The following is a 23,229-nucleotide window of genomic DNA, read 5'->3' as shown; positions in this document are numbered from 1 at the left end:
ATGAACCTCGCTTCGGTGCACTTCACCGGGCTGCTGCCGGGCCAGGGCGTGGCGGTCGCGGTGGCGGGCATCGGCCTCGTCGTCTGGTTCGGCCTGCTCGGGATGATGGCCGTGGCCACCCGCTCGCCGTCGCCCCGGCCGGGCATGCCGCCTGACCCGAACCGCCTCGATGCCGAGTCGCCCGCGCTCGTCGACCTGCTCACCGGCGGATGGAAGTTCTGCGAGGAGGCCGCCGCGGCGACGGTGCTCGACCTGGCCGCCCGCCGGGTCGTCGCCGTCGAGGAGATCGGGCCCGAGCTGTCGCTCGTGCGGCTGGGGCGCGGTGACCCGCCGGACCTGAACCCGTACGAGCAGATGGTGCTCGACCACCTGCGGCGGCTGGCGACCTCGGACGGCGTCGTCGCCACCGGCGCGGTCGCCGAGGGCAACCGGCACATCGGCAGCTGGTGGAAGTCGTTCAGCCATGCGGTGATCGAGGAGGCGCGGGCGCGCGGGCTGTCGCAGCGCCGCTGGACCGCGGGGCACCGCACCGTCCTGTCGGTGGCCGCGGTGGTCCCGGGGCTGGCGGTGGCGGTCGCCTTCATGCTGGCCCCGAACGAAGACGACAGCCTCTTCGGGTCGCTCGGCGCGGGCTTCGTCGTCGGCGCCATGTTGGTGGCGTTCGCGGAGAAGATGAACGGCGAGCGGGCCACCGACCTCGGCCTCGAGGTCGCGGGCCGCTGGCTGGGACTGCGCGGGCACCTCGCAGGCGGGCGGTTGCCGAGCAGCCGGCCGTGGCGGCGACCATCTGGGGCCGTCCGCTCGCGTACGCCGCCACGCTCGGGCTCGCGCCTCGTGCGGTGATCAGCCTGCCGATCGCGTCGGCGGCCGACGACCGGCGGGCCTGGTCGGACTACGGCGGGATGTGGCACGTCGTGGACGTGCGCTACGGCCGCGGGGGCGGTCGCTGGGCTTCCTGTTCTGGGGACGCAGCACCTTGTCCGCGGTCGGGACGGCGTTCTTCGGCGGCGTCGCCGCATTCATGATCTCGCTGTTCGCGTTGATGTTGTCGAGCGCGCTGCTCGACATCGGCCCGGACGACCCGATCGCCGCCGCCCGCTGGATCGGGCTGGTCGTCGGCGCCATCCCGCTCGCCATGGCGCTGCTCGACCTGGTCTCCCGGCGCACCATGAGCGGCCAGGTCGTACGCAAGCGCCGCTTCGCGCGCCGCACCAGCGGGGAGCAGACGAAGTACCGGCACTGGATCGCGATCGACGAGGGCACCAGCCGTCGGCTGAGCGCGTTCGGGATCGACGAGGACGACTGGCACCGCCTCGAGGAGGGCGACGTGGTCACCGCACGCGTCGGGCGGCGGCTGGGCTACATCCACGGCGTGGAGGTGACCACGCCGTCTCGACACCGGGGTGGGACGGCGCCGCCGCCTATCGACCAGGCTCCGACGGTGCTTCGGCCGCACGATCAACCAGGCTGATCGTCGGGGCGGTATGCGCCCGGGAATCGGGCCGGTGCGCGTCGCACGATCAACCAGGCTGATCGTCCGGGCCCTACCGGCCCCGGAATCGGGCCGGTGCGCGTCGCACGATCAACCGGGCTGATCGTCCGGGGCCAACCAGCCCCGGAAACCGGCCGACAGCCCCCGGACGATCAGCTCGGTCAGCGCAGACGGTCCCCGCCGACCCACACTCCGCGCACGTCCGCCGGGCCGCCCAGCGCGAACACCTTCGCCAGGGCGTCGTCGGCGTCGTTCGCGTGGGTGAGCACGACGTCGAGGGTGCTGCCGTCGTCCGGCCGGACCCACACGGCGTCGAACTCCTTGCCCACCGACAGGTCACCGACCGAGTCCAGGCCCAGCGCTTCCGCACCCGCCGCGGTGGCGAGGTACAGCAGGTGCGCCGGCGTGAGCGGCAGCCCGTCGGCCCCGAGCAGGGACTGCACGAAGTACGCCTGCAGCCCTTCCCGGAGCAGCGAGAAGCTCGTCCCGGCGCCGACGTCCGTGCCCAGCCCCACGCGCACGCCGCGCTCGACGTGCCGGCGTAGCGGGAACAGCCCGCTGCCCAACGCGCTGTTGCTCGACGGGCAGTGCGCCACCGCCGTTCCCGTGCTGGCCAGCAGGCCCAGCTCGGCGTCGTCGGGGTGCACGTTGTGCGCGAGCACGCTGCGCGGGCTCAGGAGCCCGTACCGGTGGTAGGTGTCGGCGTAGTGCCGGTGGTCGGGGAAGAGCCCGCGCACGGTGTCGATCTCGGCACCGTTCTCGTTGATGTGCGAGGTGAACAGCGCGCCGTCGACGTCGTCGAGCACCGACGCGCACGCCTCCAGCATCGCCTCGCTGGTGGACAGCGAGAACCGCGGCGTGACGGCGTAGCGGAGCCGGTCCTTGCCGTGCCACCGCGCCGCCAGCGCGATCGCGTCGGCGTACGCCTGCTCGGGTGTGGTCAGCAGTTCGGGGCGCAGGAGCCGGTCGCTGACGACGAGCCCGCCCGCGACCCGCAGCCCGACCGCCGCCGCCCGCTCGAAGAGCTGGTCGACCGCGGCGGGGTAGTGCGCCCCGAACACGAGTGCCGTCGTCGTCCCGGCCCGCACGAGCCCGTCCACGAACTCGGCGGCGACCGTGCCGGCGTACCCGGTGTCGGCCATCCGGGCCTCCTCCGGCAGCGCACAGTCCTTCAGCCAGTCGAGCAACGGCATGCCGAGCCCGCCGATCACCCGTACCTGGGGGAAGTGGACGTGGCTGTCGACCAGCCCGGGCAGCAGCACGCCGCCGGTCAGGTCAACCACCTCGTCGTCCGGGCGTGCGGCCCGTACCCGGGCGAACGGCCCGCGGTCGACCACGACCCCGGCCGTGACAGCGATGCCGCAGTCGTCCTCGGCGCGCAGGCGACCACCGGTGAACGGCGACTCCGGGGTGTCGAGGACGGTTGCTCGATAGATGGTCACGACACTGCCTGCTCTGCTCGATCCTGCTTCGTCGAATCGCCCTGGGCCCGCTCGAACCGCAGCACCAGGTCCGCCGCGACCCCGACGGCGATCGTCGCCGGGTCCTTCCCGGTGATCTCGGGAAGACCGATCGGCGTCGTGATCCGGGCCAGCTGATCCGGCCCGTGCCCCTCGGCGGCCAGCTTCTTCTCGAACCGCCGCCACTTCGCCGACGACCCGATCAGCCCGATCGACGCCAGGTGCCCGCACCGCAGCGCGGCGTCGCACAGTGCGGCGTCCTCGGCGTGGTCGTGGGTCATGATCAACACGTGGCTGCCGGTGGGCAGCTCGCCGAGCACCAGCTCGGGGACGACCGCGTGGTGCCGGTGGACCCGGGCCAGGGCGTCCGTGGTGATGGGCGCGAGCCGGTCCGGCGCGATCTGCCCGGCCCGCGAGTCCACCAGGTGCAGCTCGACGTCGTGCCGGGCCAGGATGCGCGCCAGCTCGGTACCGACGTGGCCCATCCCGAAGACCGCCACGGACGGCACGGGGCGCAGCGGCTCGTACAACACCGTCACCTCGCCACCGCAGCACTGCACCCCGTACTGGGCCGGGGCCCGCTCGGTGAGGCTCGCCGTGTCCGTCTCCGGCTCGCGGGCCTCCGACGCCAGCAGCTCGCGGGCCCGCCGTACCGCGGTCTCCTCGAGGTTGCCGCCGCCGATCGTCCCCCAGTACTGCCGCTCGCCGACGACCATCTTGGCGCCGGCCTCGCGGGGGGCGTGCCCGCGCACGGTCACCACCGTGACGAGCACGCCGGGCTGCCGTTCGCGGCGCAGCCGCTCGACCGCCGTGATCCAGTGCATCACGCACCGCCCACCGGGATGTCAGCAAGGCCACCTTCACGGCGCCACGTGTCCTGAAGGTGGCCTTCCTGACGCGACGCGCCCGCCGCCCGCGCCGCCTCGATCGCCCAGAACACCTGCTCCGGGGTCGACGGGCAGCCCAGGTCGACGCAGTGCCCGGCCGGGCCGAACGCTGCCACCGCCTCCCGCAGCGCCTCGCGGACGCTGAACCCGAGCATCAGCGGCGGCTCGCCCACGGCCTTCGAGCCGTAGACGACGCCGTCCTCCGTGGCCTGCTCCAGCAGCGTGACCCGGAAGTCCTCCGGCATCTCCGAGAAGCTCGGCAGCTTGTAGGTGCTCGCCGCCTGGGTCGCCAGCCGTCCGCGGGACGGCCGGTCGCTCGTGTCCCAGCGCAGGTCCTCCAGCGTGAGCCAGCCCGCGCCCTGCACGAAGCCGCCCTCGACCTGGCCGAGGTCGACCAGGGGGGAGAGGCTGTCGCCGACGTCGTGCACGATGTCGACCCGGCGCTGCCGGTACGCCCCGGTGAACCCGTCGACCTCCACCTCACACGCCGCGACCCCGTAGGCGAAGTACTTGAACGGCGAGCCGTGCATCGTCTTCGCGTCCCAGTGCAGGCCGCTCGTCCGGTAGAAGCCGGCCGCCCACAGCTGCACGCGCCGGAAGTAGGCGTCGTGCACCAGGTCGGCGAACGGGATCTTCTCGTCGGTGTCGGCGAGGCCGGTCACGATGCCGTCGTGGAACCGGACGTCGTCCGGGTGCACGTTCAGCCGCATCGCCGCGATCTCCGCGAGCCGGCCCTTGATCTGCTCACAGGCGTTCTTCACCGCGCCGCCGTTGAGGTCCGCTCCCGAGCTCGCCGCGGTGGCCGAGGTGTTGGGCACCTTGTCGGTGCGGGTCGGCGCGAGCCGCACGGCCGTCAGCGGTAGCCCGAGCGCGGTCGCGGCGACCTGCAGCATCTTCGTGTGCAGGCCCTGGCCCATCTCCGTGCCGCCGTGGTTGATCAGCACCGAGCCGTCCTTGTAGACGTGCACGAGCGCGCCCGCCTGGTTGAACGCCGTCAGGTTGAACGAGATCCCGAACTTCACCGGAGTGATCGCCAGCGCCCGCTTCGTGTGCTCGTGCGTGGCGTTGAACGCCTCGATCTCGACCAGCCGCCGCTCGACGTCGCCGGTCTCGACGACCTGCGACCAGATCCGCTCCAGCCGCTCGGCGTGGCGCACCGGCTGCCCGTACGGCGTCGTCTGGCCGGACCGGTAGAGGTTGCGCCGACGCAGCTCGCGGGCGCTGATCCCGAGCGCGGGCGCGCACCGGCCGAGGATGTTCTCGATCACCAGCATGCCCTGGGGCCCGCCGAACCCGCGGAACGCGGTCTGCGACGTCTTGTGGGTCTTCGAGATCCGCCCGTGCACCTCGATGTTCGGGATCCAGTAGGCGTTGTCGATGTGGCACAGCGCCCTGGCCTGCACCGGCTCGGACAGGTCGAGGCTCCAGCCGCCGTCAGCGGTCAGCGTGCCGGTCAGCGCCTGGATCCGGCCGTCGGCGTCGAAGCCGACCTTCCACGAGGAGTGGAACCCGTGCCGCTTGCCGGTCATCGTGATGTCCTGCGTGCGGGTCAGCCGCAGCCGGACCGGGCGGCCGGTGAGGCGCGCGCCGAGCGCGGCGATCGCCGCGTAGCCGTGGGGCTGCATCTCCTTGCCGCCGAAGCCGCCGCCCATCCGCAGGCACTGCACCGTGACCTCGGAGTTCGTCAGGCCCAGGACGTGGGCGATGATCTCCTGGGTCTCGCTCGGGTGCTGGGTGCTCGACTGGACGAACACCTGCCCGTTCTCGTCGATCGTGGCGAGCGCGGCGTTGGTCTCCAGGTAGAAGTGCTCCTGGCCGGCGAACTCGAACTCGCCCTCGAAGACGTGCGCACAGTCGGCCCACGCCGCCTCCGGGTCGCCGCGCCTCAGGGTCGGTCGCGCGCCCTGGAAGCTCTCCGCCGCGATCGCCTCGGCGATCGTGACCAGTGACGGCAACGGCTCGTACTCGACCTCGACGGCCAGCGCACCGAGCCGGGCCGCCTCCAGCGACTCGCCGAGCACCCAGCACACGGCGTGGCCCCGGTACATCACCTCGTCCGGGAACAGCGGCTCGTCGTGCTTGACCCCGGCGTCGTTGACCCCGGGCACGTCGGCGGCGGTCAGCACCCGGACGACCCCGGGCACCTGCAGTGCCGGTGCGGTCCGCAGGGCGGTCACGCGGGCGTGCGTGTGCGGGGCCTGCACCGGATACGCGTGCAGGGTGCCGAAGTGGCGGTTGACCAGGTCGTCGGTGTACAGCGCCAGGCCGGTGACGTGCAGGTCGGCGCTCTCGTGCGGAACCGTCGCACCCACGACACAGCGTTCCGGGCGCGTGCTCAACTCGGTCATGCCGTCGCCTCCAGTGCTGCCGACTCGGTGTGGAACTTGAGGAGGCTCTGCCCGAGCATCGCGGCCCGGTAGGCGGCGCTCGCCCGGTGGTCGTCGATCGGCGTGCCCTCTTCGCGCAGCACCGCCGCCGCCTCGCCGGCGATCTCCGCGGTCCAGGGCCTGCCCACGAGCATCTCCTCGGTGGCGGTCGCCCGCAGCGGGGTGGCCGCGACGCCGCCGAGCCCGATCGCGGCGCGCGCCACCACCCCGTCCCGGACGTCGAGAGCGAAGGCGATCGCCACGCTCGAGATGTCGTCGAACCGCCGCTTCGCGATCTTGTGGAAGGCCGTCAGCGGGGCAAGTGGCAGCGGGATCCGCACCGCGCGGATGAGCTCGCCCGGCTCGCGGACCGACTTCCGGTACCCCGTGAAGTACGACGCCAGCGGCACCTCGCGCTCGCCGTTCGGCCCGGCCAGGACGACCGACGACTCGAGCGCCAGCAACGCGGGCGGCGCGTCCCCGATCGGGGAGCCGGTGCCGAGGTTGCCGCCGAAGGTGGCACCGTTGCGGATCAGCCGCGACGCGAACTGCGGAAACAGCTGGTCCAGCAGCGGCACCCGGCCGCCCAGCAGTCGCTCGGCCTCGGACAGGGTGAGCGCGGCGCCGATCTCGACGACGTCCGCGTCGACGGAGAACGTGCGTAGCTCGGGCAGCCGGTCGACGGCGATCACGAACGGCGCACGGGCACCACGGATGTTGACCTCCACGCCCCAGTCCGTGCAGCCCGCGATCACGGTGGCGTCGCGCGCGGCCAGCAATGAGATTGCTTCGCCGAGGTCGGCGGGCCGGGCGAACCCGGTCTCGCCGACGGACACCCGGGTGCGCGCGGCTGCCGGAGCAGCCGCGGTGCAGCGGCCGGCAAGGCCGTCGTCAGGTGTCGGCGCCCCGAGGGCGTAGGCCGCGTCGCGGATCGGCCGATACCCCGTGCAGCGGCAGAGGTTGCCGCTCAGTGCGTGCAGGTCGAACCCGTTGGGGCCGTGCTCGTCGTGCCCGGCGCTGTGGCCGTTGGTGGACGGGTCCACCGCCACACGGTCCGGGCGGTAGTACTCGGCAGCCATGCTGCAGATGAATCCGGGCGTGCAGTAGCCGCACTGGGAACCACCGCGGACGGCCATCTCCCGCTGCACCGGGTGCAGGGCGCCCGGGCGACCGAGCCCCTCGGACGTGACGACCTCCTGGCCGTCCAGCGCGAGAACCGGCACGAGGCAGGCGTTCAGTGCCGTCCACCGGGTGCCCCCGGTTCCTTCCGGCCGGGCGACCAGCACCGAGCAGGCGCCGCACTCGCCTTCGGCGCAGCCCTCCTTGGCGCCGGTCAGGCCCTGGTCGCGGAGCCAGTCCAGTGCGGTGACGTGCGGCTCGACCCCCGTGACGGCGCGTTCTGCGCCGTTGACGGTCACGGTCGGGGTACTCATGGGTTTCGCTCCTCAGCTGTCGAGGTGGGGGACGCGGGCCGAGTGGATCGGGTTCGCGTTGGCCACCAGCCGGTCGAACCGGTGCGTGGCGATCTTGGCGATCTCGATCAGTGCGGTCGCGTGCTCCTGGGTCTTCGAGTTGTTCAGCCGCTCCCAGCCGCGGCGCAGGATCAGGTCGAACGACTCCTGATCGCGCACGGCCATCACCAGCGGGAACCCGAACTTGTTGCGGTACTCCCGCGCGAGCGTCCCGAGCTCCTCGTGCTCCTTGTCGGCCAGCCGGTTCAGCCCGAGAGCAGACTGGTCGGCCAGCGAGTCCTCGCCCTCGTCACCGGTGGCGACGGTCTGCGCGCCGAGGTTGGGGTAGCTGCCGATCAGCTGCTCCTGCTCGTCGGTCGTCGCCGAGAAGAGGGCCTCCTGGAACGCGCCGCGCAGATCCTGGGTGTCGCTGAACGGCCGCTGGTCGTACGCGCGCTCGACGACCCACTGCGGGCCCTGGAACAGCCGCGAGAAGGTCTGCACGAACTCCTCGCGCGACATCGCGTTGACCTGGTCCAGGCGCACCAGGTTCTCGCCCGGGGAGCCGGCCACGGCCGGGCCGCGGCTCCTACCGACGTGGAAGAACACCAGGTTGAGCAGGATCGCGGTGATGCTGCCCAGCGTGATGCCACTGCCGAAGATGATCTGCGCCCAGTCCGGCACGGCCTTGGCCACGTCGGGCTGCGCGGTGACGTACATGGCAAGACCCAGGCTGGTCGCGACGATGACGACGTTGCGGTGGTCGTGGAAGTCCACTCGGGCCAGTGTCTGGATCCCCACCACCGCCACGGTGGCGAACATCGCCAGCGCGGCGCCGCCGAGCACCGGGTGCGGGATGCCCGCGACGATCGCCGCGGCCTTCGGGAGCAACCCGAGAATGATCATGATCGTACCGGCTGCGGCGACCACGTATCGGCTCTTGATCCGGGTCAGCCGGACCAGCCCGACGTTCTCGGCGAAGCACGTGTACGGGAAGGAGTTCAGGATCCCGCCGAGGGTCGTGGCCAGACCGTCGGCGCGCAGGGCGCGGGCGATGTCCTCCTTGCCGATGCGCTTCTCGACGATCTCACCGGTGGCGAAGACGTCGCCCGTGGTCTCGACCGCGGTGATCAGCATGACGACGATCATCGAGATGATCGCGGCGAACGCGAACTTCGGCCAGCCGAAGTAGAACGGCGTGGTCACGCCCAGCCACGGCGAGTTGACGACCGCATCGAAGTGCGCGTCGCCGAGCGCCCAGGCCACGAGCGTTCCGACGACCAGGCCGACGAGGACGGCGACGGTGGCCATGAAGCCTCGGAACACCCGCTGGATGACCACGATCAGGGCCAGCGTGCCGAGCGCGTACGCCAGGTACTTCCCGTTGGTCGGGTCGAGCGTGGGTCCGGCCCCGCCGGCGGCGTCGGCCGCCGCGACGGGCAGCAGCGCGATGCCGATGATCGTGATCACCGAGCCGGTCACGACGGGCGGGAAGAACCGGATCAGCTTGGAGAAGAACGGTGCGATCAGGAAGGTGAAGATCCCGGCGACGATCACCGCGCCGTAGATGACCAGCAGTCCGTCGGTGCCGCCACCGTTCGCGAGGCCGATGGCGATCATCGGGGACACGGCGGTGAAGGTGACGCCCTGCAGCAGCGGCAGCCGGACGCCGACCTTCCAGAACCCGACGGACTGGATGATCGAGGCGATGCCGCAGGTGAACAGGTCGGCGTTGATCAGGTGGATGAGCTGCTCGGTGGTCAGCCCGATGGAGTTGGCGAGCAGGATCGGGACGATCACCGCGCCGGCGTAGAACGCCAGAACGTGCTGGAAGCCGTAGACCGCCAGCTTCGGGATCGGCAGGACCTCGTCGACGGGGTGCCGGGTTGTCGGCCGGTCCTTGAGTGTGGCGTTCGTGGCCATGGCTTCCGCCTTTCGAAGCGGTGACGGGAGTCGGGCGGTGCGGCCGCGGTCGGCGTCGATTTCGCCTGCCGACCGGAGCTGCGCGGCTCAGTGGGCGTGCGGCGGCGTCGGGACGAGGTGCGCGATGCCGGGGAGTGCTCCGGCGGGCCGAGAGGCCCGGCGATGATCGGCGTGCGAACGCCGGCCGGACCGACTACGGGAGTGGCAACAGACACTAGTAGGGACACTGCTGCCTCCTCATCTGCGCGACGGAGGCGAGTGTCGACCGGAAGACCGGCGCCGTTTTCGCCAGGCGGAAACGCTCTTCCATTTCGCGCCGTTGGGGAGTCTAGGGCGACGAAGCTCACAGGTCAATGGTCATATAGGAAGCAACCTCGTGCGCATCTTGCAGGGCAGGTGTGCCGGTCGGCGAACGTGTGCGACGGCCCGAAGGACCGCACCGATGAAGCCGCCGCCGGTTCCCGAACAGGGAACCAGCGGCGGCTTCAGCGAGCGTAGGAACTACCGGGTCGTCAGTGCTCCGGCCTGGACTCGGACCGGTGTGGTGGGGCCGCCCGGGCGTCGTCGTCGGTGTCGCGCGCGTCGGTGACGCCGCCCGGCACGTCGTAGTCCGGCGTGACCCCGACCGTCGGCGACTCGGCGACCAGCGCCGCCTCTCGAGGAGTGCCGCTGCGGCCCACGTTGAACAGCAGGTTCAACAGGACGGCCGTCACCGCGGCCGAGCTGATGCCGGAGTCGAACACGGTCTGGAACCAGCTCGGGAAGTGCTCGTAGAACGTGGGCACGGCGATGGGGATCACGCCCATGCCGATCGAGAGCGCGACGATGATCAGGTTGTTGTTGCCCTCGTAGTTCACCCGCCCGAGTGCGCGGATGCCGCTGGCGGCCACCGTGGCGAACAGGGCCAGACCGGCCCCGCCGAGCACCGGCAACGGGATCGCCGCGACGATCGCTCCGACCTTCGGGAACAGCCCCAGCACTACGAGGATCACACCGCTGGCCGCCACGACGAAGCGGCTCTTGATCCCGGTGATGGCCACCAGTCCGACGTTCTGGGCGAAGGCACTGGCGGAGAAGGAGTTGAGCAGGCCGCCCGACACCGCGGTGGCCAGGCAGTCGGCCCGCAGGCCCGCGACCACGGTCCGCCCGTCGGCCGGGCGATCCACGACCTCGCCGATGGCGAGGATGTCCGCCGTCGTCTCAGTCATGATCACCAGCATCACGATGACCATCGAGATGATCGCCGCGGCCGCGAACTGCGGCGGGCCGAAGTGGAACGGCGTCGACACAGCGAACCACTGCGCCTCCCCGATCCGGCTGAAGTCGGCCTTGCCGAGTGCCGCGGCGACCAGGGCACCCACGACGAGGCCGGCGAGGATGGCGATGCGGCTGAAGAAACCCGGCAGGAAGCGGTAGATCAACAGGATGATCGCCAGCGTGAGCGCGGCGAGCCCGATGTTGGCCGGGGCGCCGAACGACTCGGCAGTGGGCTGCCCGCCGCCGGCCCAGCGGATCGCGACCGGCAGCAGCGAGATGCCGATCACCGTGATCACCGAGCCGGTGACCACCGGCGGGAAGAAGTGCAGCAGCCGGTTGAACACTCCGGACAGTAGGAACCCGACGACTCCGGCGACGAGCACCGCGCCGAAGATGTACTGCAACCCGGCGACGCCGCCGCCCGCGTCCTTGCCGATGGCGAGCATCGAGGCGACGGCTGCGAACGACGTGCCCTGCACGAGCGGCAGCCGTGCACCGATCTTCCAGATGCCGAGGGTCTGCAACAGGGTGGCCAGCCCGGACACCAGCAGTGCGGCGGTGAGCAGGTACGCGAGATCCGCGAAGGGCAGGCCGAGAGCGGTGCCGACGATCAGCGGAACCGCCACGACGCCCGCGTACATGCTCATCACGTGCTGCAGGCCGTAGAGGAGGAGCTGCCCGACGGGCAGCATCTGGTCGACCGGGTGGCGGTCGACCGTCGCGGCGGGCGAGGTGCGGGCCATCGCCGGGGTCACCAGCCCTGACCGGGGTCGAACGCGGCCGAGCCGGGGTTCGGGGCGTCGTCGCGGCGGACGGTGCCCTCGATGTAGCCGTAGGGCCGGTCGTCGGCGTGGAAGACCTCGTTCTTGTTCTCCACGTCGAACGGGCTGAGGTCGACGAGGAAGTGGTGCTTGTTGGGCATCGAGAAGCGGATCTCCGCGATCTCCGGCTGCTCGGTGATGATGTCCTGGCCGATCGCGTACATCGTCTGCTGCAGTGCGAGGCTGTGGTGGCCGGCGAAGGTGCTCCCCAGCGTGGCCAGCACCCGGCCGTACGAGGCGCCCCAGTCGGTGTCGGTCTCAGTGTGCAGCCACTGCGCGGTGACCGACGAGGCCATGATCCGGTCGTCTGTGGGCCGCAGCGTCGTGTAGCGCTCCTGGTAGAAGGTGTGGAACTCCGAGTCCGTCGTCTTGAGGACGATCAGGTCACGGACACCGGACACGACCCAGAGCTGCGACCCGTCGTAGGTGACGGTGACGGTGCGGACGTAGGCGCCGCGTCGGGCGAAGGCGTGCGGGTGGGGCGTCCCGTTGTGGCTGAGCCGGTCCCACGGGTAGGCCTCGATCTGGACCCGGACGCGGGACACCTGGGGGACGTCGTCGACGAAGTGCTTCGCCAGCGCGATGCCGAACGACTCCGGCTCGCGGACCGCGTCGCCCGCCTCCTTCGCGTAGGCGTTGACGGTGTTCTTGGTGGCGTCGGTCGTGAGGCACTTGGTGTTGTCGCCGTTGTAGTGCACGTCGTCGAAGTCGCCGACCAGCGCGACGCTCACGTTGTAGTCGGCGATCTCGTGCGGCTCGGTGTCGCGGAAGATGCGCACGACGCGGGTCTCGGCTTTTCCGTACTGGTTGTGGCCCAGCGTGATGGCCATCGGTCGCTCCTCGGGTCGTGGGTGTTCAGCCGGCGAGCAGGGTCTGCAGTCGCAGGCGGGTGATCTGGGCGAGCTGCTCGGTGACCTCGGCACGCTCGCGGCCCTCGTCGTTGCCGAGCCGTCGATCCAGCTCGGTCAGCATCTCCTCGGCGCTGCGGCCCGCGGCGCGGATGAGGAAGACGTGGCCGAACCGGCGCTCGTACTCGGCGTTGCGGGTTCGCAGCAGCTCCTGGGTTCGGGCGTCAGTGCCGGCGACGGTGGACTGCTCCCGCCGTGACCACTGCGCCTCGGTGCTCCCGCCCTCGGCTCGCTCGCCGATGCGCGGGTGGGCGTCGAGCGCCCGACGGACCTCGCTCCAGTCGAGGTCGCGTGCGGCGTGCTCGGCGGTGTCGAGGACGGAGTCGAGGTCGGCGTACGGGCGGTGCGCGAGCACCTGCTCGATCCAGACGGGTGAAGCGTTGCAGGCGCGCAGCTGCTCGGCAGCCTGCGCATCGGGCAGGTGCAACACGTCCAGGCGGCCCGTGTTCGTCATTCGGCGACCTCGTCGTCGTTTGTGGAAGAGAACTTCCGCGATGCGGATAGGTGGGTACGGTAAGGCGCGCCACGGGACACGTCAAGAGGTCGATTGCCGACGGTGCCGGCCGGTGATCGACGCGTGAAAGCCACGTTCAGGACGTGTGGCGCCCTGAACGTGGCTTTCACGACATGGTTGAGCCCGGTCAGGCCGTCGAGCGCTCGCCGATCTCCGACGACAGCCGCTCGCCGGCCTTGCGGAGCAGGGGGACGGCGCGGTCGATCAGTTCCGGGGTCATCCGCGGGGCCGGACCCGAGACCGAGATGCCGAGCGTGCCGAGTGCGCCGTGCACCGGGACGGCGACGCAGCGCACGCCGATCTCCTGCTCGCCCTCGTCCATGGCGTGGCCCTCGCGGCGGATCTTCCTCAGCTCGTCCAGCATCGCGTCGGGGGTGGTGATCGTGTTCGGGGTCGCGGGCGGCATCCCTGTGCGGGCCAGCAGCTCACGCACGGTGTCGTCCGGAAGCTGCGACAGCAGTGCCTTGCCCACCCCGGTGCAGTGCGCGGGGACCCGCCGGCCCGGCTCGGTGAACATCCGCATCGTGTGGCGGGACGGCACCTGGCCGATGTACATGACCGCGTCGTGGTCCAGGACGGCGAGGTTCGCGGACTCGCCCAGGGCGTCGACCAGTTCGGTGAGCACCGGCTGCGCCCACGCCCCGAGCATGGTCCCCGCGACCTGGCCGAGCGGGACGAGCCGGGCACCGAGGGCGTAGCGGCGGTTCGACAGCTGTCGCATGTAGCCGCGTTGGACCAGCGTCCGGACGAGCCGATGGATCGAGGGGAGCGGCAGGCCTGAACGGGCGGCGAGCTCGCTCAGGCCGATCTCACCCCCGGCGTCGGCGACGATCTCGAGCAGGTCGAGCACGCGGCCGACGGATTGCACGCCACCGCTCTTGGCCGGGTCGGCCATCGATCCTCCGGATGTTCAGAACTTTCGCCTAGCGGAAGCAGCATACCGAGAACGTCGATGACGGCCGAGTTAACTCTGGCGTGGCGGCCGCCGAACCGGGGCTGGGACCTGGTTGACGGCTCGCCCGACCCGCCCTACAGTCTTCGTCAAGCGGAAGTTAGTTTCCACGATACGGAAGAGGTCGGAATGCGGTACGAGGTCAACCTGTCGATCCTGTTCACGGAGCTCCCGCTGCTCGACCGGCCCGCCGCAGCTCGTCAGGCGGGCTTCGACGCCGTCGAGTTCTGGTGGCCGTGGCCCGTCGCGGTGCCCTCGGACGCCGAGATCGACCAGTTCGCGACCGCGGTGACCGACGCCGGCGTGCAGCTGGTGGGCCTCAACTTCTTCGCGGGCGACATGCCCGGCGGCGACCGCGGGCTCGTCTCCTGGCCCGCCCGCAGCACGGAGTTCCGCGACAACATCGACGTCACGGTCGGTCTCGGCGAGCGGCTCGGCTGCCGGGCGTTCAACGCGCTCTACGGCAACCGGACCGACGACAGCACCCCCGAGGAGCAGGACGCGTTGGCCGCCGAGAACCTCGCCTTCGCGGCGCGGGCGGCGCAGCGGATCGGCGGCACCGTGCTCGTCGAGCCCGTCAGCGGCGCTCCCCGCTACCCGCTGCTCACCGCGGCGGACGCGCTCGCCGCGATCGACCGGGCCGGTGAGGAGAACATCGCCCTGCTGCTCGACGTGTACCACCTGGCGGTCAACGGCGGTGGCGATCCTGGGGCCGTCGACGCCGCGATCGATGCCTCCGCGGGCCGGATCGGCCACGTGCAGATCGCCGACGCCCCGGGCCGCAACGAACCCGGCACCGGGAAGCTCGACATCGACCACCACCTGCAGCACATCGCCGCCACCGGCTACGACGGCTGGGTCGGGCTCGAGTACAAGCCCACCGCGGCGAGCGCGGACGCCTTCGACTGGCTGCCCCGCGAGCAGCGGTCGGCCCGCTGAACTTCCACTCCAGAAAGAAAGGTGCTTCCGACATGACCACCGTCGCCTTCATCGGCCTGGGCATCATGGGCGGCCCGATGGCCGCGAACCTCGTCAAGGCCGGCTTCGAGGTGGCCGGCTACAACCGCAGCCCGGACAAGGTCGCCGCCCTGGTCGACGCCGGTGGCCGTGGCGCCGACAGCGTGGCCGAGGCCGTCCGCGACGCCGACGTGATCATCACGATGGTGCCGGACTCCCCGGACGTCGAGGCGGTGACCGGCGGCGACGACGGCGTGTTCGCCTCCGCCCGCTCGGGCGCCCTCTACGTCGACATGAGCACGATCCGCCCGGACGTCGCCGTCCGCGTGGCGGAGGCCGGACGCAAGGCCGGGCTGCGCGTACTGGACGCCCCGGTTAGCGGCGGCGAGGCCGGCGCGATCGAGGCCAGCCTGTCGATCATGGTGGGCGGCGAGCCCGGCGACTTCGAAGACGCGCGGCCCGTACTGGAGGCCGTCGGCAAGACGATCGTGCACGTCGGCCCCGCCGGGTCGGGCCAGACCGTCAAGGCCGCGAACCAGCTCATCGTCGCGGTGAACATCGAGGTCCTCGCCGAGGCGGTCGTGTTCCTCGAGGCGTACGGCGTCGACACGAAGGCTGCGCTGGAAGTACTCGGCGGCGGCCTGGCCGGCAGCACCGTGCTCAACCGCAAGGGCACGAACATGCTCGACCGCCAGTTCAAGCCGGGCTTCCGGCTCGCTCTGCACCACAAGGACCTCGGCATCGTCACGTCGGCCGCCCGCGAGGCAGGGGTCGCGATCCCGCTCGGCGCGGTGGTCGCCCAGCTGGTGGGCGCGCTGGTCGCCCGCGGCGACGGCGGCCTCGACCACTCCGGCCTGCTGAAGCTCGTCGCAGAACTGTCTGGCAGAGGGCTGTCCGGCCGCGACACCGAAACGAAAGAGGAGAGCTGACATGGCTCGCATGACAGCGGCTGACGCCGCAGTCGCCATCCTGGAGCGCGAGGGCGTCACGCACGCCTTCGGCGTCCCGGGCGCGGCGATCAACCCCTTCTACGCGGCGATGCGCCGCGCTCGCCAAGAAAACGGGCAGGGCATCGAGCACGTGCTCGCCCGGCACGTCGAGGGCGCCTCGCACATGGCCGAGGGCTACACCCGCACCCGCGCCGGCAACATCGGCGTCTGCGTCGGCACCTCCGGCCCCGCGGGCACGGACATGATCACCGGCCTGTACTCCGCGTCGGCCGACTCGATCCCGATCCTGTGCATCACCGGCCAGGCGCCGGTCGCCCGGCTGCACAAGGAGGACTTCCAGGCCGTCGACATCGCGTCGATCGCCGCGCCGCTGACGAAGATGGCGGTCACGGTCCTCGAGGCCGCGCAGGTCCCGGGCGTCTTCGCCAAGGCCTTCCACCTGATGCGCTCCGGCCGCCCCGGTCCCGTGCTCATCGACCTGCCGTTCGACGTGCAGATGACCGAGATCGAGTTCGACCCCGACACCTACACCCCGCTCCCGGCGTACAAGCCCGCGGCGAGCCGGGCACAGGTCGAGAAGGCGCTCGACATGCTGCAGGAGTCGACCTCGCCGGTGATCGTCGCCGGCGGCGGGATCATCAACGCCGACGCGTCCGCGCTGCTGGTGGAGCTGGCCGAGATCCTCGACGTCCCCGTGATCCCGACCCTGATGGGCTGGGGCGCCATCCCGGACGACCACCGGCTGATGGTCGGCATGGCCGGGCTGCAGACGGCCCACCAGTACGGCAACGCGACGATGCTCGCGTCGGACTTCGTGCTCGGGATCGGCAACCGGTGGGCGAACCGGCACACCGGCGGCCTCGACACCTACCGCCGCGGCCGCACCTTCGTCCACGTCGACATCGAGCCCACCCAGATCGGGCGCGTGTTCGCTCCCGACTACGGGATCGTCTCCGACGCCGGTGCCGCGCTGGCCCTGTTCGTCGAGGTTGCCAAGGAGCGCCGGGCGCAGCTGCGCGACCGCAAGGCCTGGGTCGACGAGTGCGTCAAGCGCAAGCAGACGATGCTGCGCCGCACCCACTTCGACGACGTCCCGGTCAAGCCGCAGCGCGTGTACGAGGAGATGAACCGCGCGTTCGGCCGCGACACCCGCTACGTCAGCACCATCGGGCTGTCGCAGATCGCCGGCGGCCAGTTCCTGCACGTGTACCAGCCGCGGCACTGGATCAACGCCGGACAGGCCGGCCCGCTGGGCTGGACGCTGCCCGCCGCGCTGGGTGTCTGCGTCGCCGACCCGGACGCGACGGTGGTGGCGCTCTCGGGCGACTACGACTTCCAGTTCATGCTCGAGGAGCTGGCCGTCGGGGCGCAGTTCCGCCTGCCCTACGTCCACGTCGTCGTGAACAACTCCTACCTCGGGCTGATCCGCCAGAGCCAGCGCGGGTTCGAGATGGACTACTGCGTCCAGCTCTCGTTCGAGAACGTCAACACCCCGGAGCTCGGCGCGTACGGCGTCGACCACGTCAAGGTGGCGGAGGGACTGGGCTGCAAGGCGATCCGCGTCGACCGGCCCGACGACCTGGCGTCGGCCTTCGAGCAGGCGCGCAAGCTGATGGCGGAGTTCCGGGTGCCGGTGGTCGTCGAGGTGCTCCTCGAGCGCGTCACGAACATCTCCATGGGCACCGAGCTGGACAACGTCGTCGAGTTCGAGGAGCTCGCGACGCTGGACGAGCACGCCCCGACGGCCGTGGCACTCCTGGACTGATCGGAGTTGGATCGCGCCGTGCACATCGTCGTCGCGCCGGACAAGTTCAAGGGTTCACTGACCGCGCTGGAGGTCGCGGACCGGGTCGCGGCCGGGATCGCCGCCGTACATCCTGAGGTGGAGGTCGTGCGCGTTCCGGTCGCGGACGGGGGCGACGGCACCGTCGACGCGGCCATCGCGGCCGGGTACGAACGGATCCCGTTGCGCGCCACCGGCCCGACCGGCGACCCGGTCGACACCGCCTACGCGATGCGCGACGGGGTCGCGGTGGTCGAGATGGCCGACGTCTCCGGCCTGCGGCTGCTGCCGCCGGACCGCCTCGCGCCGCTCACCGCGACGTCCTACGGGACGGGCGAGGTGGTCCGTGCCGCGCTGGATCATGGCTGCTCCGGCATCGTGCTGGGCATCGGCGGCAGCGCCAGTACGGACGGCGGCGCGGGGATGCTGGAGGCCCTCGGCGTCCGGCTGCTCGACGCCGCCGGGAACCCGCTCCCACGAGGCGGCGGGGCGCTGGCCGACCTCGACCGCGTCGACCTGTCCGGCCTGCACCCGGCCGTGGCCACGGCCCGGATCGTCGTGGCCTGCGACGTCGACAACCCGCTGCTCGGCCCGCACGGGGCCGCCGCGGTGTACGGGCCGCAGAAGGGCGCGACCCCGGACGACGTCGTCACGCTCGACGCCGTGTTGGCGCACTGGGCCGACGTCGTCGACGCCGCCACCGGCCGCCCGGATGTCCGCAACCGTGCGGGCGCCGGGGCCGCGGGCGGGGTCGGCTACGCCGCGATGGCGGTGCTCGGCGCCGAGCTCGAGCCGGGCATCGGGCTGGTGCTCGAGCTCGTCCGGTTCGCCGACCACCTGCCCGGGGCGTCGCTGGTGATCACCGGCGAGGGGTCGCTCGACGAGCAGACCCTGCACGGCAAGGCCCCGGCCGGAGTGGCTGCGGCAGCGGCGAAGGCCGGGATCCCGGTCGTCACGGTGTCGGGCCGGCTCGCGCTGGACGGCGCGCAACTGCAGACGGCGGGAATCTCCGCCGCCTACGCCCTCACCGACATCGAACCCGACGTGCGGCGCTGCCTGGCCGACGCCGGCCCGCTGCTCGAACGCCTGGCCACGACTTTGGCCCGTGAACGGATCGGAGGCACGACTCCATGACATCGGTACCGCTTTTCGTCAACGGCGGAGGCATGCGCGGCGGCAACGTGCACTACAGCATCGAGGGCCTGCCGTTCCTCGGTGACGCCCGCACCGCACCCCGCTACCGGTTCTTCTCCATCCGCGACGAGTTCCCCGGGCTGTGGCCGGTCGCCGAGGGCGGCGTGAGTGTGCCGGGCGAGCTGTACGACGTGCCGCTCGACGTGATCCGCGACCGGTTCATCCCGGCCGAGCCGGCGGAGCTGGAACTGAGCGTGATCGAGCTGGACGACGGCAGCAGTGCGGTCGCCGTTGTCCTGCGCGAGGTGGCCCACGAGGCAGGCACGGGCCTGACCGACATCTCCGAGGCCGGGGGCTGGCGGGCCTACCGAGGGATCGCCGAGCAAGCATCGCAGGGGAGCTGAATCATGGCCGACTTCGACCTGGTGTTCCGCGGCCGCAGGGTGATCACCCGCGCCGGTGAGGTGCCCCGCTGCATCGCCGTCCGCGACGGCGTGGTGGTCGCGATCGAGCCGCTCGAGTCGCGGCTCGAAGGCACGGAGACCATCGACCTGGCCGACGACGAGGTGCTGCTGCCCGGGCTCGTCGACAGCCATGTGCACGTCAACGAGCCCGGCCGCACCGAGTGGGAGGGCTTCGCCACGGCGACCCGCGCCGCGGCGGCCGGCGGCGTCACGACGATCATCGACATGCCGCTCAACAGCATCCCGCCGACCACCACCGTCGACGGGTTGCAGGTCAAGCGGAAGGCCGCGCAGGACACGGCACACGTCGACGTCGGCTTCTGGGGTGGCGCGATCCCGGGCAACATCGACGACCTGCGCGGGCTCCACGACGCAGGCGTCTTCGGGTTCAAGTGCTTCATGACCGACTCCGGGGTGGACGAGTTCCCGCCGCTGTCGCCCGAGGAACTCGAGGAGTACCTGGGCGTACTGGCCTCGTACGGGGCGAAGATGATCGTCCACGCGGAGGACTCGACCGCGATCGAGCGGGCGCCGGCACCACACGGGCGGCACTACTCCGACTTCCTCGCCTCGAGGCCGCGCGGCTCGGAGAACGTGGCGATCGCGCACCTCATCGAGGCGGCCCGCCACACCGGCGCGTCGGTGCACCTGCTGCACCTGTCCAGCTCGGACGCCGTGCCGATGCTGCGCACCGCCCGCCGCGAGGGCATCCGGATGACCGTCGAGACCTGCCCGCACTACCTGGTGTTCGAGGCCGAGGCGATCGCCGACGGAGCCACGCAGTTCAAGTGCTGCCCGCCGATCCGCGAGATCGGCAACCGGGAGGAGCTGTGGGCTGCACTGAGTCGCGGCGACATCGACTGCGTCGTGTCCGACCACTCGCCGTGCACCGCCGAGCTGAAGCGGCTCGACGTCGGCGAGTTCGACTCGGCCTGGGGCGGCATCTCGTCGCTGCAGATCGGGCTGCCCGCCGTGTGGACCGAGGCGCGGCTGCGCGGCCACACGCTGGTCGACGTGGTCCGCTGGATGTCCCAGCGGCCTGCCGAGATCGCCCGGCTGCAGCACAAGGGCCGCATCGAGCGCGGCTACCACGCCGACTTCGCCGTGTTCGCGCCGGACGACGCGTTCGTCGTCGACCCGGCGCACCTGCACCACCGCAACCCCGTCACCCCGTACGCAGAGCGCGCGCTGGCCGGAGTCGTCCGCAGCACTTGGCTGCGCGGCCGCCGGGTCACCGGCGACGAGCCGCAAGGACGCTTGATAACCCGAGGAGGGGTGGAATGACGTACTGGTCACCTACCGGAGGACTACCCCCGCAGACCCAGCTGCTGACCGACCGGGCGATGTTCCGGGAGGCCTACGCGGTGATCCCGCGGGGCACGAACTCGGACATCGTCACCAGCTTCCTGCCGTTCTGGGAGGACACCCGGCTGTGGGTGCTGGCCCGCCCGCTGACCGGCTTCGCCGAGACCTTCTCCCAGTACATGGTCGAGGTCGCGCCCGGCGGAGGCAGCGAACGTCCCGAACTCGACCCGGAGGCCGAGGGGGTCGTCTTCCTCACCTCAGGACTGCTGAACATCACCCTGGGCGCGACCACGCACAAGCTCGAGGCGGGCGGATACGCCTACATCCCGCCGGGTTCCGACTGGACCGTCCGCAACGAGAGCGGGGATAACGCCCACTTCCACTGGATCCGCAAGGCCTACGAGCGGGTCGAGGGGCTGGACGTGCCCGAGGCGTTCGTGACCAACGAGCACGACGTCGAGGCCGGGGCGATGCCGGACACCGACGGCAGGTGGCGGACCACCCGGTTCGTCGACCCGGCCGACGTGCGGCACGACATGCACGTGAACATCGTGACGTTCGAGCCGGGCGCAGTGATCCCGTTCGCCGAGACCCACGTGATGGAGCACGGGCTCTACGTCCTGGAAGGCAAGGCCGTCTACCGGCTCAACGAAGACTGGGTCGAGGTCCAGGAGGGCGACTTCATGTGGTTGCGGGCGTTCTGCCCGCAGGCCTGCTACGCCGGCGGTCCGGGACGGTTCCGCTACCTGCTCTACAAGGACGTCAACCGGCACATGAAGCTCCACTGTCGCGTCGGCTGAACCGCGCGAACTGCGCGCTATGGTGACGGGCGGGGCGCCGGCCTCCGCCCGACGCGGGCCCTCGCCGCCGAATCGAGGTGGACGGTGCGCGTCGCGATCATCGGGTCCGGTCCGACCGGGCTGTTCCTGGGTGCCGCTCTCGCCCGCCGCGGACACGGCGTGACCGCCGTCGACCGCGATCCCGGTCCGGCCCCCGACGGCAGCTGGCCCCGCCGCGGGGTGATGCAGTTCCACCACGCGCACGCCTTCCGGGGCCAGGTACCCGCGGCGCTGCGGGCGGAGCTCCCGGAGGCCTACGACGAGTGGGTCGCCGGCGGCGCCGAGCAGATCAGGATTCCGCGGCCGGACGGCACCGAGGTGCTCGCCGGGATGCGCTCACGCCGCGAGACCTTCGAGCGGGCGTTGCGCGCCGCCGCCGCGCAGCAGCCCGGCCTCGAGCTGCGGTGCGGGCACGTGGACGCGGTGCTCGACGACGGCGGGCGGGCGCGCGGTCTCCGCGTCGACGGGCAGGACCTGCCGGCAGACCTGGTGATCGACGCGTCCGGTCGGGCCGGGCGGGTGACCAGGGCCCTGCGGCCGCCCCCGAGCGCCGGCGGCGACACCGGGGTCGCCTACGTCGACCGGCAGTACCAGCTCCACGACGGTGCCGAGCCGGGACCGATGGTGAACCCGATCGCCTGGCAGGCCGAGCTCGACGGCTACCAGGTGATCCTCTTCCTGCACGAGCGCGGCATCTTCTCGGTGCTCATCGTGCGGCCCGTCGACGAGCCGGACCTGCTGCACCTGCGGCGCACCGACGTGTTCGAGGCCGCCTGCCGTGCGGTGCCCGGGCTGGCGACCTGGACCGATCCGGACCGGTCCCGGCCGATCACCGACGTGCTGACGGGTGGCGCGCTGGTCAACCACTACCGGGGCCAGACCGGTGCCGACGGCGCCCTCGCGCTGCCCGGTCTGGTGTTCGTCGGCGACGCGGTCTGCACGACGACGCCGATGTTCGGCCGGGGCGTGACCACCTCGTTCCTGCAAGCCCGCGAGGTACTCAGGTTGATCGACGAGCACGGCGCCGACGCGGTCACCGTCGGGGAGAGCTTCGACGCCTGGTGCGCGGTGAACATGCAGCCGTGGGTCGACGACCACGTGCGGATGGACGACACGGCCCGCCGCCTCTGGGCCGGCGACGACCTCGACCTCGACGCGCGCCTGCCGTCCAACCTGATCATGGCGGCGGTGCAGGTCGATCCGTCCATCGCCCCGGCCCTGGGGCCCTACCTGAGCATGGAGGCCGGCCCGTCGTGCCTCGACGCCGTCGAGCCACGGGCCCGGGCGGTGTACGCCTCGGGCTGGCGGCCCGGCTTCGACCCCGGCCCGAGCCGGCGCGAGCTCGTGGAGCTGGTCCGGTCGACCGTCGCCGCCACCTGACTCAGGCGCGCGAACCGTCCAGGTACTGCAGCAGGTCGTGCGCCGCCAGCTCGACGGCCTTGTGGCCCCACTCGGCGGCGCGGTACTGGCAGGCGATGAGTCCCATCCGGTGCAGGCGCCGGAAGTCGCCGTAGACGAAGGCGTAGCGGCCCTTCGTGTGCTCCGAGGCGCCCTCCGTCAGGCCCAGGTGCCAGGCGGCGTATTCGTCCCAGGAGTGCGACTCGAGGTAGGCGGTGCCGTCGGCGGCGCTGGGCTGGACCTCGCCCCACTGGCTGCGCAGCACGTACTGGCGGGAGTCGATCAGCTCGCGGGCCCGGGCCACGGCGCTCTCGTTCACCGAGTAGGAGGCCACGGCCGCCATGATGGCCCGGCCGCTCGCGTACAAC

At 71.5% G+C, this 23,229-nt stretch carries 20 protein-coding genes; 10 read left to right on the top strand and 10 right to left on the bottom strand.

Annotated elements, in window-relative coordinates; all coding sequences use genetic code 11:
* Positions 1-843 (top strand): DUF2207 family protein, encoded by an 843-nt coding sequence (locus RM445_RS00180; RefSeq protein WP_311553839.1) that lies wholly within the window; start codon positions 1-3, stop codon positions 841-843.
* Between the two features lie 133 nt (positions 844-976).
* Positions 977-1,471: a hypothetical protein gene (locus RM445_RS00175; protein WP_311553838.1), complete on the top strand. Its 495-nt coding sequence runs from the start codon at positions 977-979 to the stop codon at positions 1,469-1,471.
* A 182-nt stretch (positions 1,472-1,653) separates the two neighbouring features.
* Here RM445_RS00175 and guaD read toward each other — a convergent pair whose 3' ends face one another.
* The 9 genes from guaD to RM445_RS00130 form a co-directional block, all read right to left on the bottom strand.
* Complete coding sequence (gene guaD / locus RM445_RS00170; RefSeq protein WP_311553837.1) at positions 1,654-2,934, bottom strand: guanine deaminase; 1,281 nt, start codon at positions 2,932-2,934, stop codon at positions 1,654-1,656.
* Positions 2,931-3,776 (bottom strand): xanthine dehydrogenase accessory protein XdhC, encoded by an 846-nt coding sequence (gene xdhC, locus RM445_RS00165; protein WP_311554371.1) that lies wholly within the window; start codon positions 3,774-3,776, stop codon positions 2,931-2,933. Before xdhC ends, guaD begins: the two co-directional genes overlap by 4 nt.
* Positions 3,776-6,187 carry a xanthine dehydrogenase molybdopterin binding subunit gene (xdhB, locus tag RM445_RS00160; RefSeq protein ID WP_311553836.1) on the bottom strand — a complete coding sequence of 804 codons (2,412 nt, stop codon included), beginning with the start codon at positions 6,185-6,187 and terminating at the stop codon, positions 3,776-3,778. Before xdhB ends, xdhC begins: the two co-directional genes overlap by 1 nt.
* A complete protein-coding gene (locus RM445_RS00155) occupies positions 6,184-7,638 on the bottom strand; it encodes a xanthine dehydrogenase small subunit (protein WP_311553835.1) in 1,455 nt (484 codons plus the stop codon). Before RM445_RS00155 ends, xdhB begins: the two co-directional genes overlap by 4 nt.
* 12 nt (positions 7,639-7,650) lie before the next feature.
* On the bottom strand, positions 7,651-9,579 hold the full coding sequence (gene uraD, locus RM445_RS00150) for a 2-oxo-4-hydroxy-4-carboxy-5-ureidoimidazoline decarboxylase (RefSeq protein ID WP_311553834.1): 1,929 nt from the start codon (positions 9,577-9,579) through the stop codon (positions 7,651-7,653).
* A 512-nt stretch (positions 9,580-10,091) separates the two neighbouring features.
* Positions 10,092-11,579: a nucleobase:cation symporter-2 family protein gene (locus RM445_RS00145; protein ID WP_311553833.1), complete on the bottom strand. Its 1,488-nt coding sequence runs from the start codon at positions 11,577-11,579 to the stop codon at positions 10,092-10,094.
* Positions 11,580-11,587: 8 nt separating this feature from the next.
* Positions 11,588-12,487, bottom strand: coding sequence for a factor-independent urate hydroxylase (pucL, locus tag RM445_RS00140; RefSeq protein WP_311553832.1), 900 nt, complete (start codon positions 12,485-12,487; stop codon positions 11,588-11,590).
* Positions 12,488-12,512: 25 nt separating this feature from the next.
* A complete protein-coding gene (uraD, locus tag RM445_RS00135; RefSeq protein WP_311553830.1) occupies positions 12,513-13,019 on the bottom strand; it encodes a 2-oxo-4-hydroxy-4-carboxy-5-ureidoimidazoline decarboxylase in 507 nt (168 codons plus the stop codon).
* A gap of 187 nt (positions 13,020-13,206) precedes the next feature.
* Complete coding sequence (locus RM445_RS00130; protein ID WP_311553829.1) at positions 13,207-13,974, bottom strand: IclR family transcriptional regulator; 768 nt, start codon at positions 13,972-13,974, stop codon at positions 13,207-13,209.
* Positions 13,975-14,160: 186 nt separating this feature from the next.
* On the opposite strand from RM445_RS00130, the gene RM445_RS00125 reads away from it, so the two are divergent.
* The 8 genes from RM445_RS00125 (at position 14,161) to RM445_RS00090 (ending at position 22,843) form a co-directional block, all read left to right on the top strand.
* Positions 14,161-14,970 (top strand): hydroxypyruvate isomerase family protein, encoded by an 810-nt coding sequence (locus RM445_RS00125; protein ID WP_311553828.1) that lies wholly within the window; start codon positions 14,161-14,163, stop codon positions 14,968-14,970.
* 32 nt (positions 14,971-15,002) lie between these two features.
* Positions 15,003-15,917: a 2-hydroxy-3-oxopropionate reductase gene (locus tag RM445_RS00120; RefSeq protein WP_311553827.1), complete on the top strand. Its 915-nt coding sequence runs from the start codon at positions 15,003-15,005 to the stop codon at positions 15,915-15,917.
* Between the two features lies 1 nt (position 15,918).
* Entirely contained in the window at positions 15,919-17,703 is a 1,785-nt protein-coding gene (gene gcl / locus RM445_RS00115) for a glyoxylate carboligase (RefSeq protein WP_311553826.1), read from the top strand.
* An 18-nt stretch (positions 17,704-17,721) separates the two neighbouring features.
* Positions 17,722-18,855 carry a glycerate kinase gene (locus RM445_RS00110; RefSeq protein ID WP_311553825.1) on the top strand — a complete coding sequence of 378 codons (1,134 nt, stop codon included), beginning with the start codon at positions 17,722-17,724 and terminating at the stop codon, positions 18,853-18,855.
* Positions 18,852-19,259 carry an allophanate hydrolase-related protein gene (locus tag RM445_RS00105; protein WP_311553824.1) on the top strand — a complete coding sequence of 136 codons (408 nt, stop codon included), beginning with the start codon at positions 18,852-18,854 and terminating at the stop codon, positions 19,257-19,259. The genes RM445_RS00110 and RM445_RS00105 overlap by 4 nt, the downstream gene beginning before the upstream one ends.
* Before the next feature lie 3 nt (positions 19,260-19,262).
* Positions 19,263-20,603, top strand: a complete 1,341-nt coding sequence (gene allB / locus RM445_RS00100; RefSeq protein WP_311553823.1) for an allantoinase AllB — start codon at positions 19,263-19,265, stop codon at positions 20,601-20,603.
* Positions 20,600-21,424, top strand: a complete 825-nt coding sequence (locus RM445_RS00095) for a bifunctional allantoicase/(S)-ureidoglycine aminohydrolase (protein ID WP_311553822.1) — start codon at positions 20,600-20,602, stop codon at positions 21,422-21,424. The genes allB and RM445_RS00095 overlap by 4 nt, the downstream gene beginning before the upstream one ends.
* An 84-nt stretch (positions 21,425-21,508) precedes the next feature.
* Positions 21,509-22,843 (top strand): FAD-dependent monooxygenase, encoded by a 1,335-nt coding sequence (locus RM445_RS00090; RefSeq protein WP_311553821.1) that lies wholly within the window; start codon positions 21,509-21,511, stop codon positions 22,841-22,843.
* Position 22,844: 1 nt separating this feature from the next.
* Here RM445_RS00090 and RM445_RS00085 read toward each other — a convergent pair whose 3' ends face one another.
* Positions 22,845-23,195, bottom strand: coding sequence for a hypothetical protein (locus RM445_RS00085; protein ID WP_311553820.1), 351 nt, complete (start codon positions 23,193-23,195; stop codon positions 22,845-22,847).
* Positions 23,196-23,229 lie beyond the last annotated feature (34 nt).

This window comes from Pseudonocardia charpentierae, from assembly GCF_031845345.1.
Classification (GTDB): domain Bacteria; phylum Actinomycetota; class Actinomycetes; order Mycobacteriales; family Pseudonocardiaceae; genus Pseudonocardia; species Pseudonocardia charpentierae.
This window is presented reverse-complemented; position numbering and strand designations above follow the sequence as displayed.

Bases quoted from the DNA above. Each gene is read 5' to 3' on its own strand.
- uraD (WP_311553834.1), bottom strand. From the start codon at position 9,579: ATGGCCACGAACGCCACACTCAAGGACCGGCCGACAACCCGGCACCCC.
- allB (WP_311553823.1), top strand. From the start codon at position 19,263: ATGGCCGACTTCGACCTGGTGTTCCGCGGCCGCAGGGTGATCACCCGC.
- xdhB (WP_311553836.1), bottom strand. From the start codon at position 6,187: ATGACCGAGTTGAGCACGCGCCCGGAACGCTGTGTCGTGGGTGCGACG.
- uraD (WP_311553830.1), bottom strand. From the start codon at position 13,019: ATGACGAACACGGGCCGCCTGGACGTGTTGCACCTGCCCGATGCGCAG.
- RM445_RS00120 (WP_311553827.1), top strand. From the start codon at position 15,003: ATGACCACCGTCGCCTTCATCGGCCTGGGCATCATGGGCGGCCCGATG.
- RM445_RS00155 (WP_311553835.1), bottom strand. From the start codon at position 7,638: ATGAGTACCCCGACCGTGACCGTCAACGGCGCAGAACGCGCCGTCACG.
- xdhC (WP_311554371.1), bottom strand. From the start codon at position 3,776: ATGCACTGGATCACGGCGGTCGAGCGGCTGCGCCGCGAACGGCAGCCC.
- RM445_RS00125 (WP_311553828.1), top strand. From the start codon at position 14,161: ATGCGGTACGAGGTCAACCTGTCGATCCTGTTCACGGAGCTCCCGCTG.
- RM445_RS00130 (WP_311553829.1), bottom strand. From the start codon at position 13,974: ATGGCCGACCCGGCCAAGAGCGGTGGCGTGCAATCCGTCGGCCGCGTG.
- RM445_RS00105 (WP_311553824.1), top strand. From the start codon at position 18,852: ATGACATCGGTACCGCTTTTCGTCAACGGCGGAGGCATGCGCGGCGGC.
- pucL (WP_311553832.1), bottom strand. From the start codon at position 12,487: ATGGCCATCACGCTGGGCCACAACCAGTACGGAAAAGCCGAGACCCGC.
- RM445_RS00145 (WP_311553833.1), bottom strand. From the start codon at position 11,579: ATGGCCCGCACCTCGCCCGCCGCGACGGTCGACCGCCACCCGGTCGAC.
- gcl (WP_311553826.1), top strand. From the start codon at position 15,919: ATGGCTCGCATGACAGCGGCTGACGCCGCAGTCGCCATCCTGGAGCGC.
- RM445_RS00180 (WP_311553839.1), top strand. From the start codon at position 1: ATGAACCTCGCTTCGGTGCACTTCACCGGGCTGCTGCCGGGCCAGGGC.
- RM445_RS00095 (WP_311553822.1), top strand. From the start codon at position 20,600: ATGACGTACTGGTCACCTACCGGAGGACTACCCCCGCAGACCCAGCTG.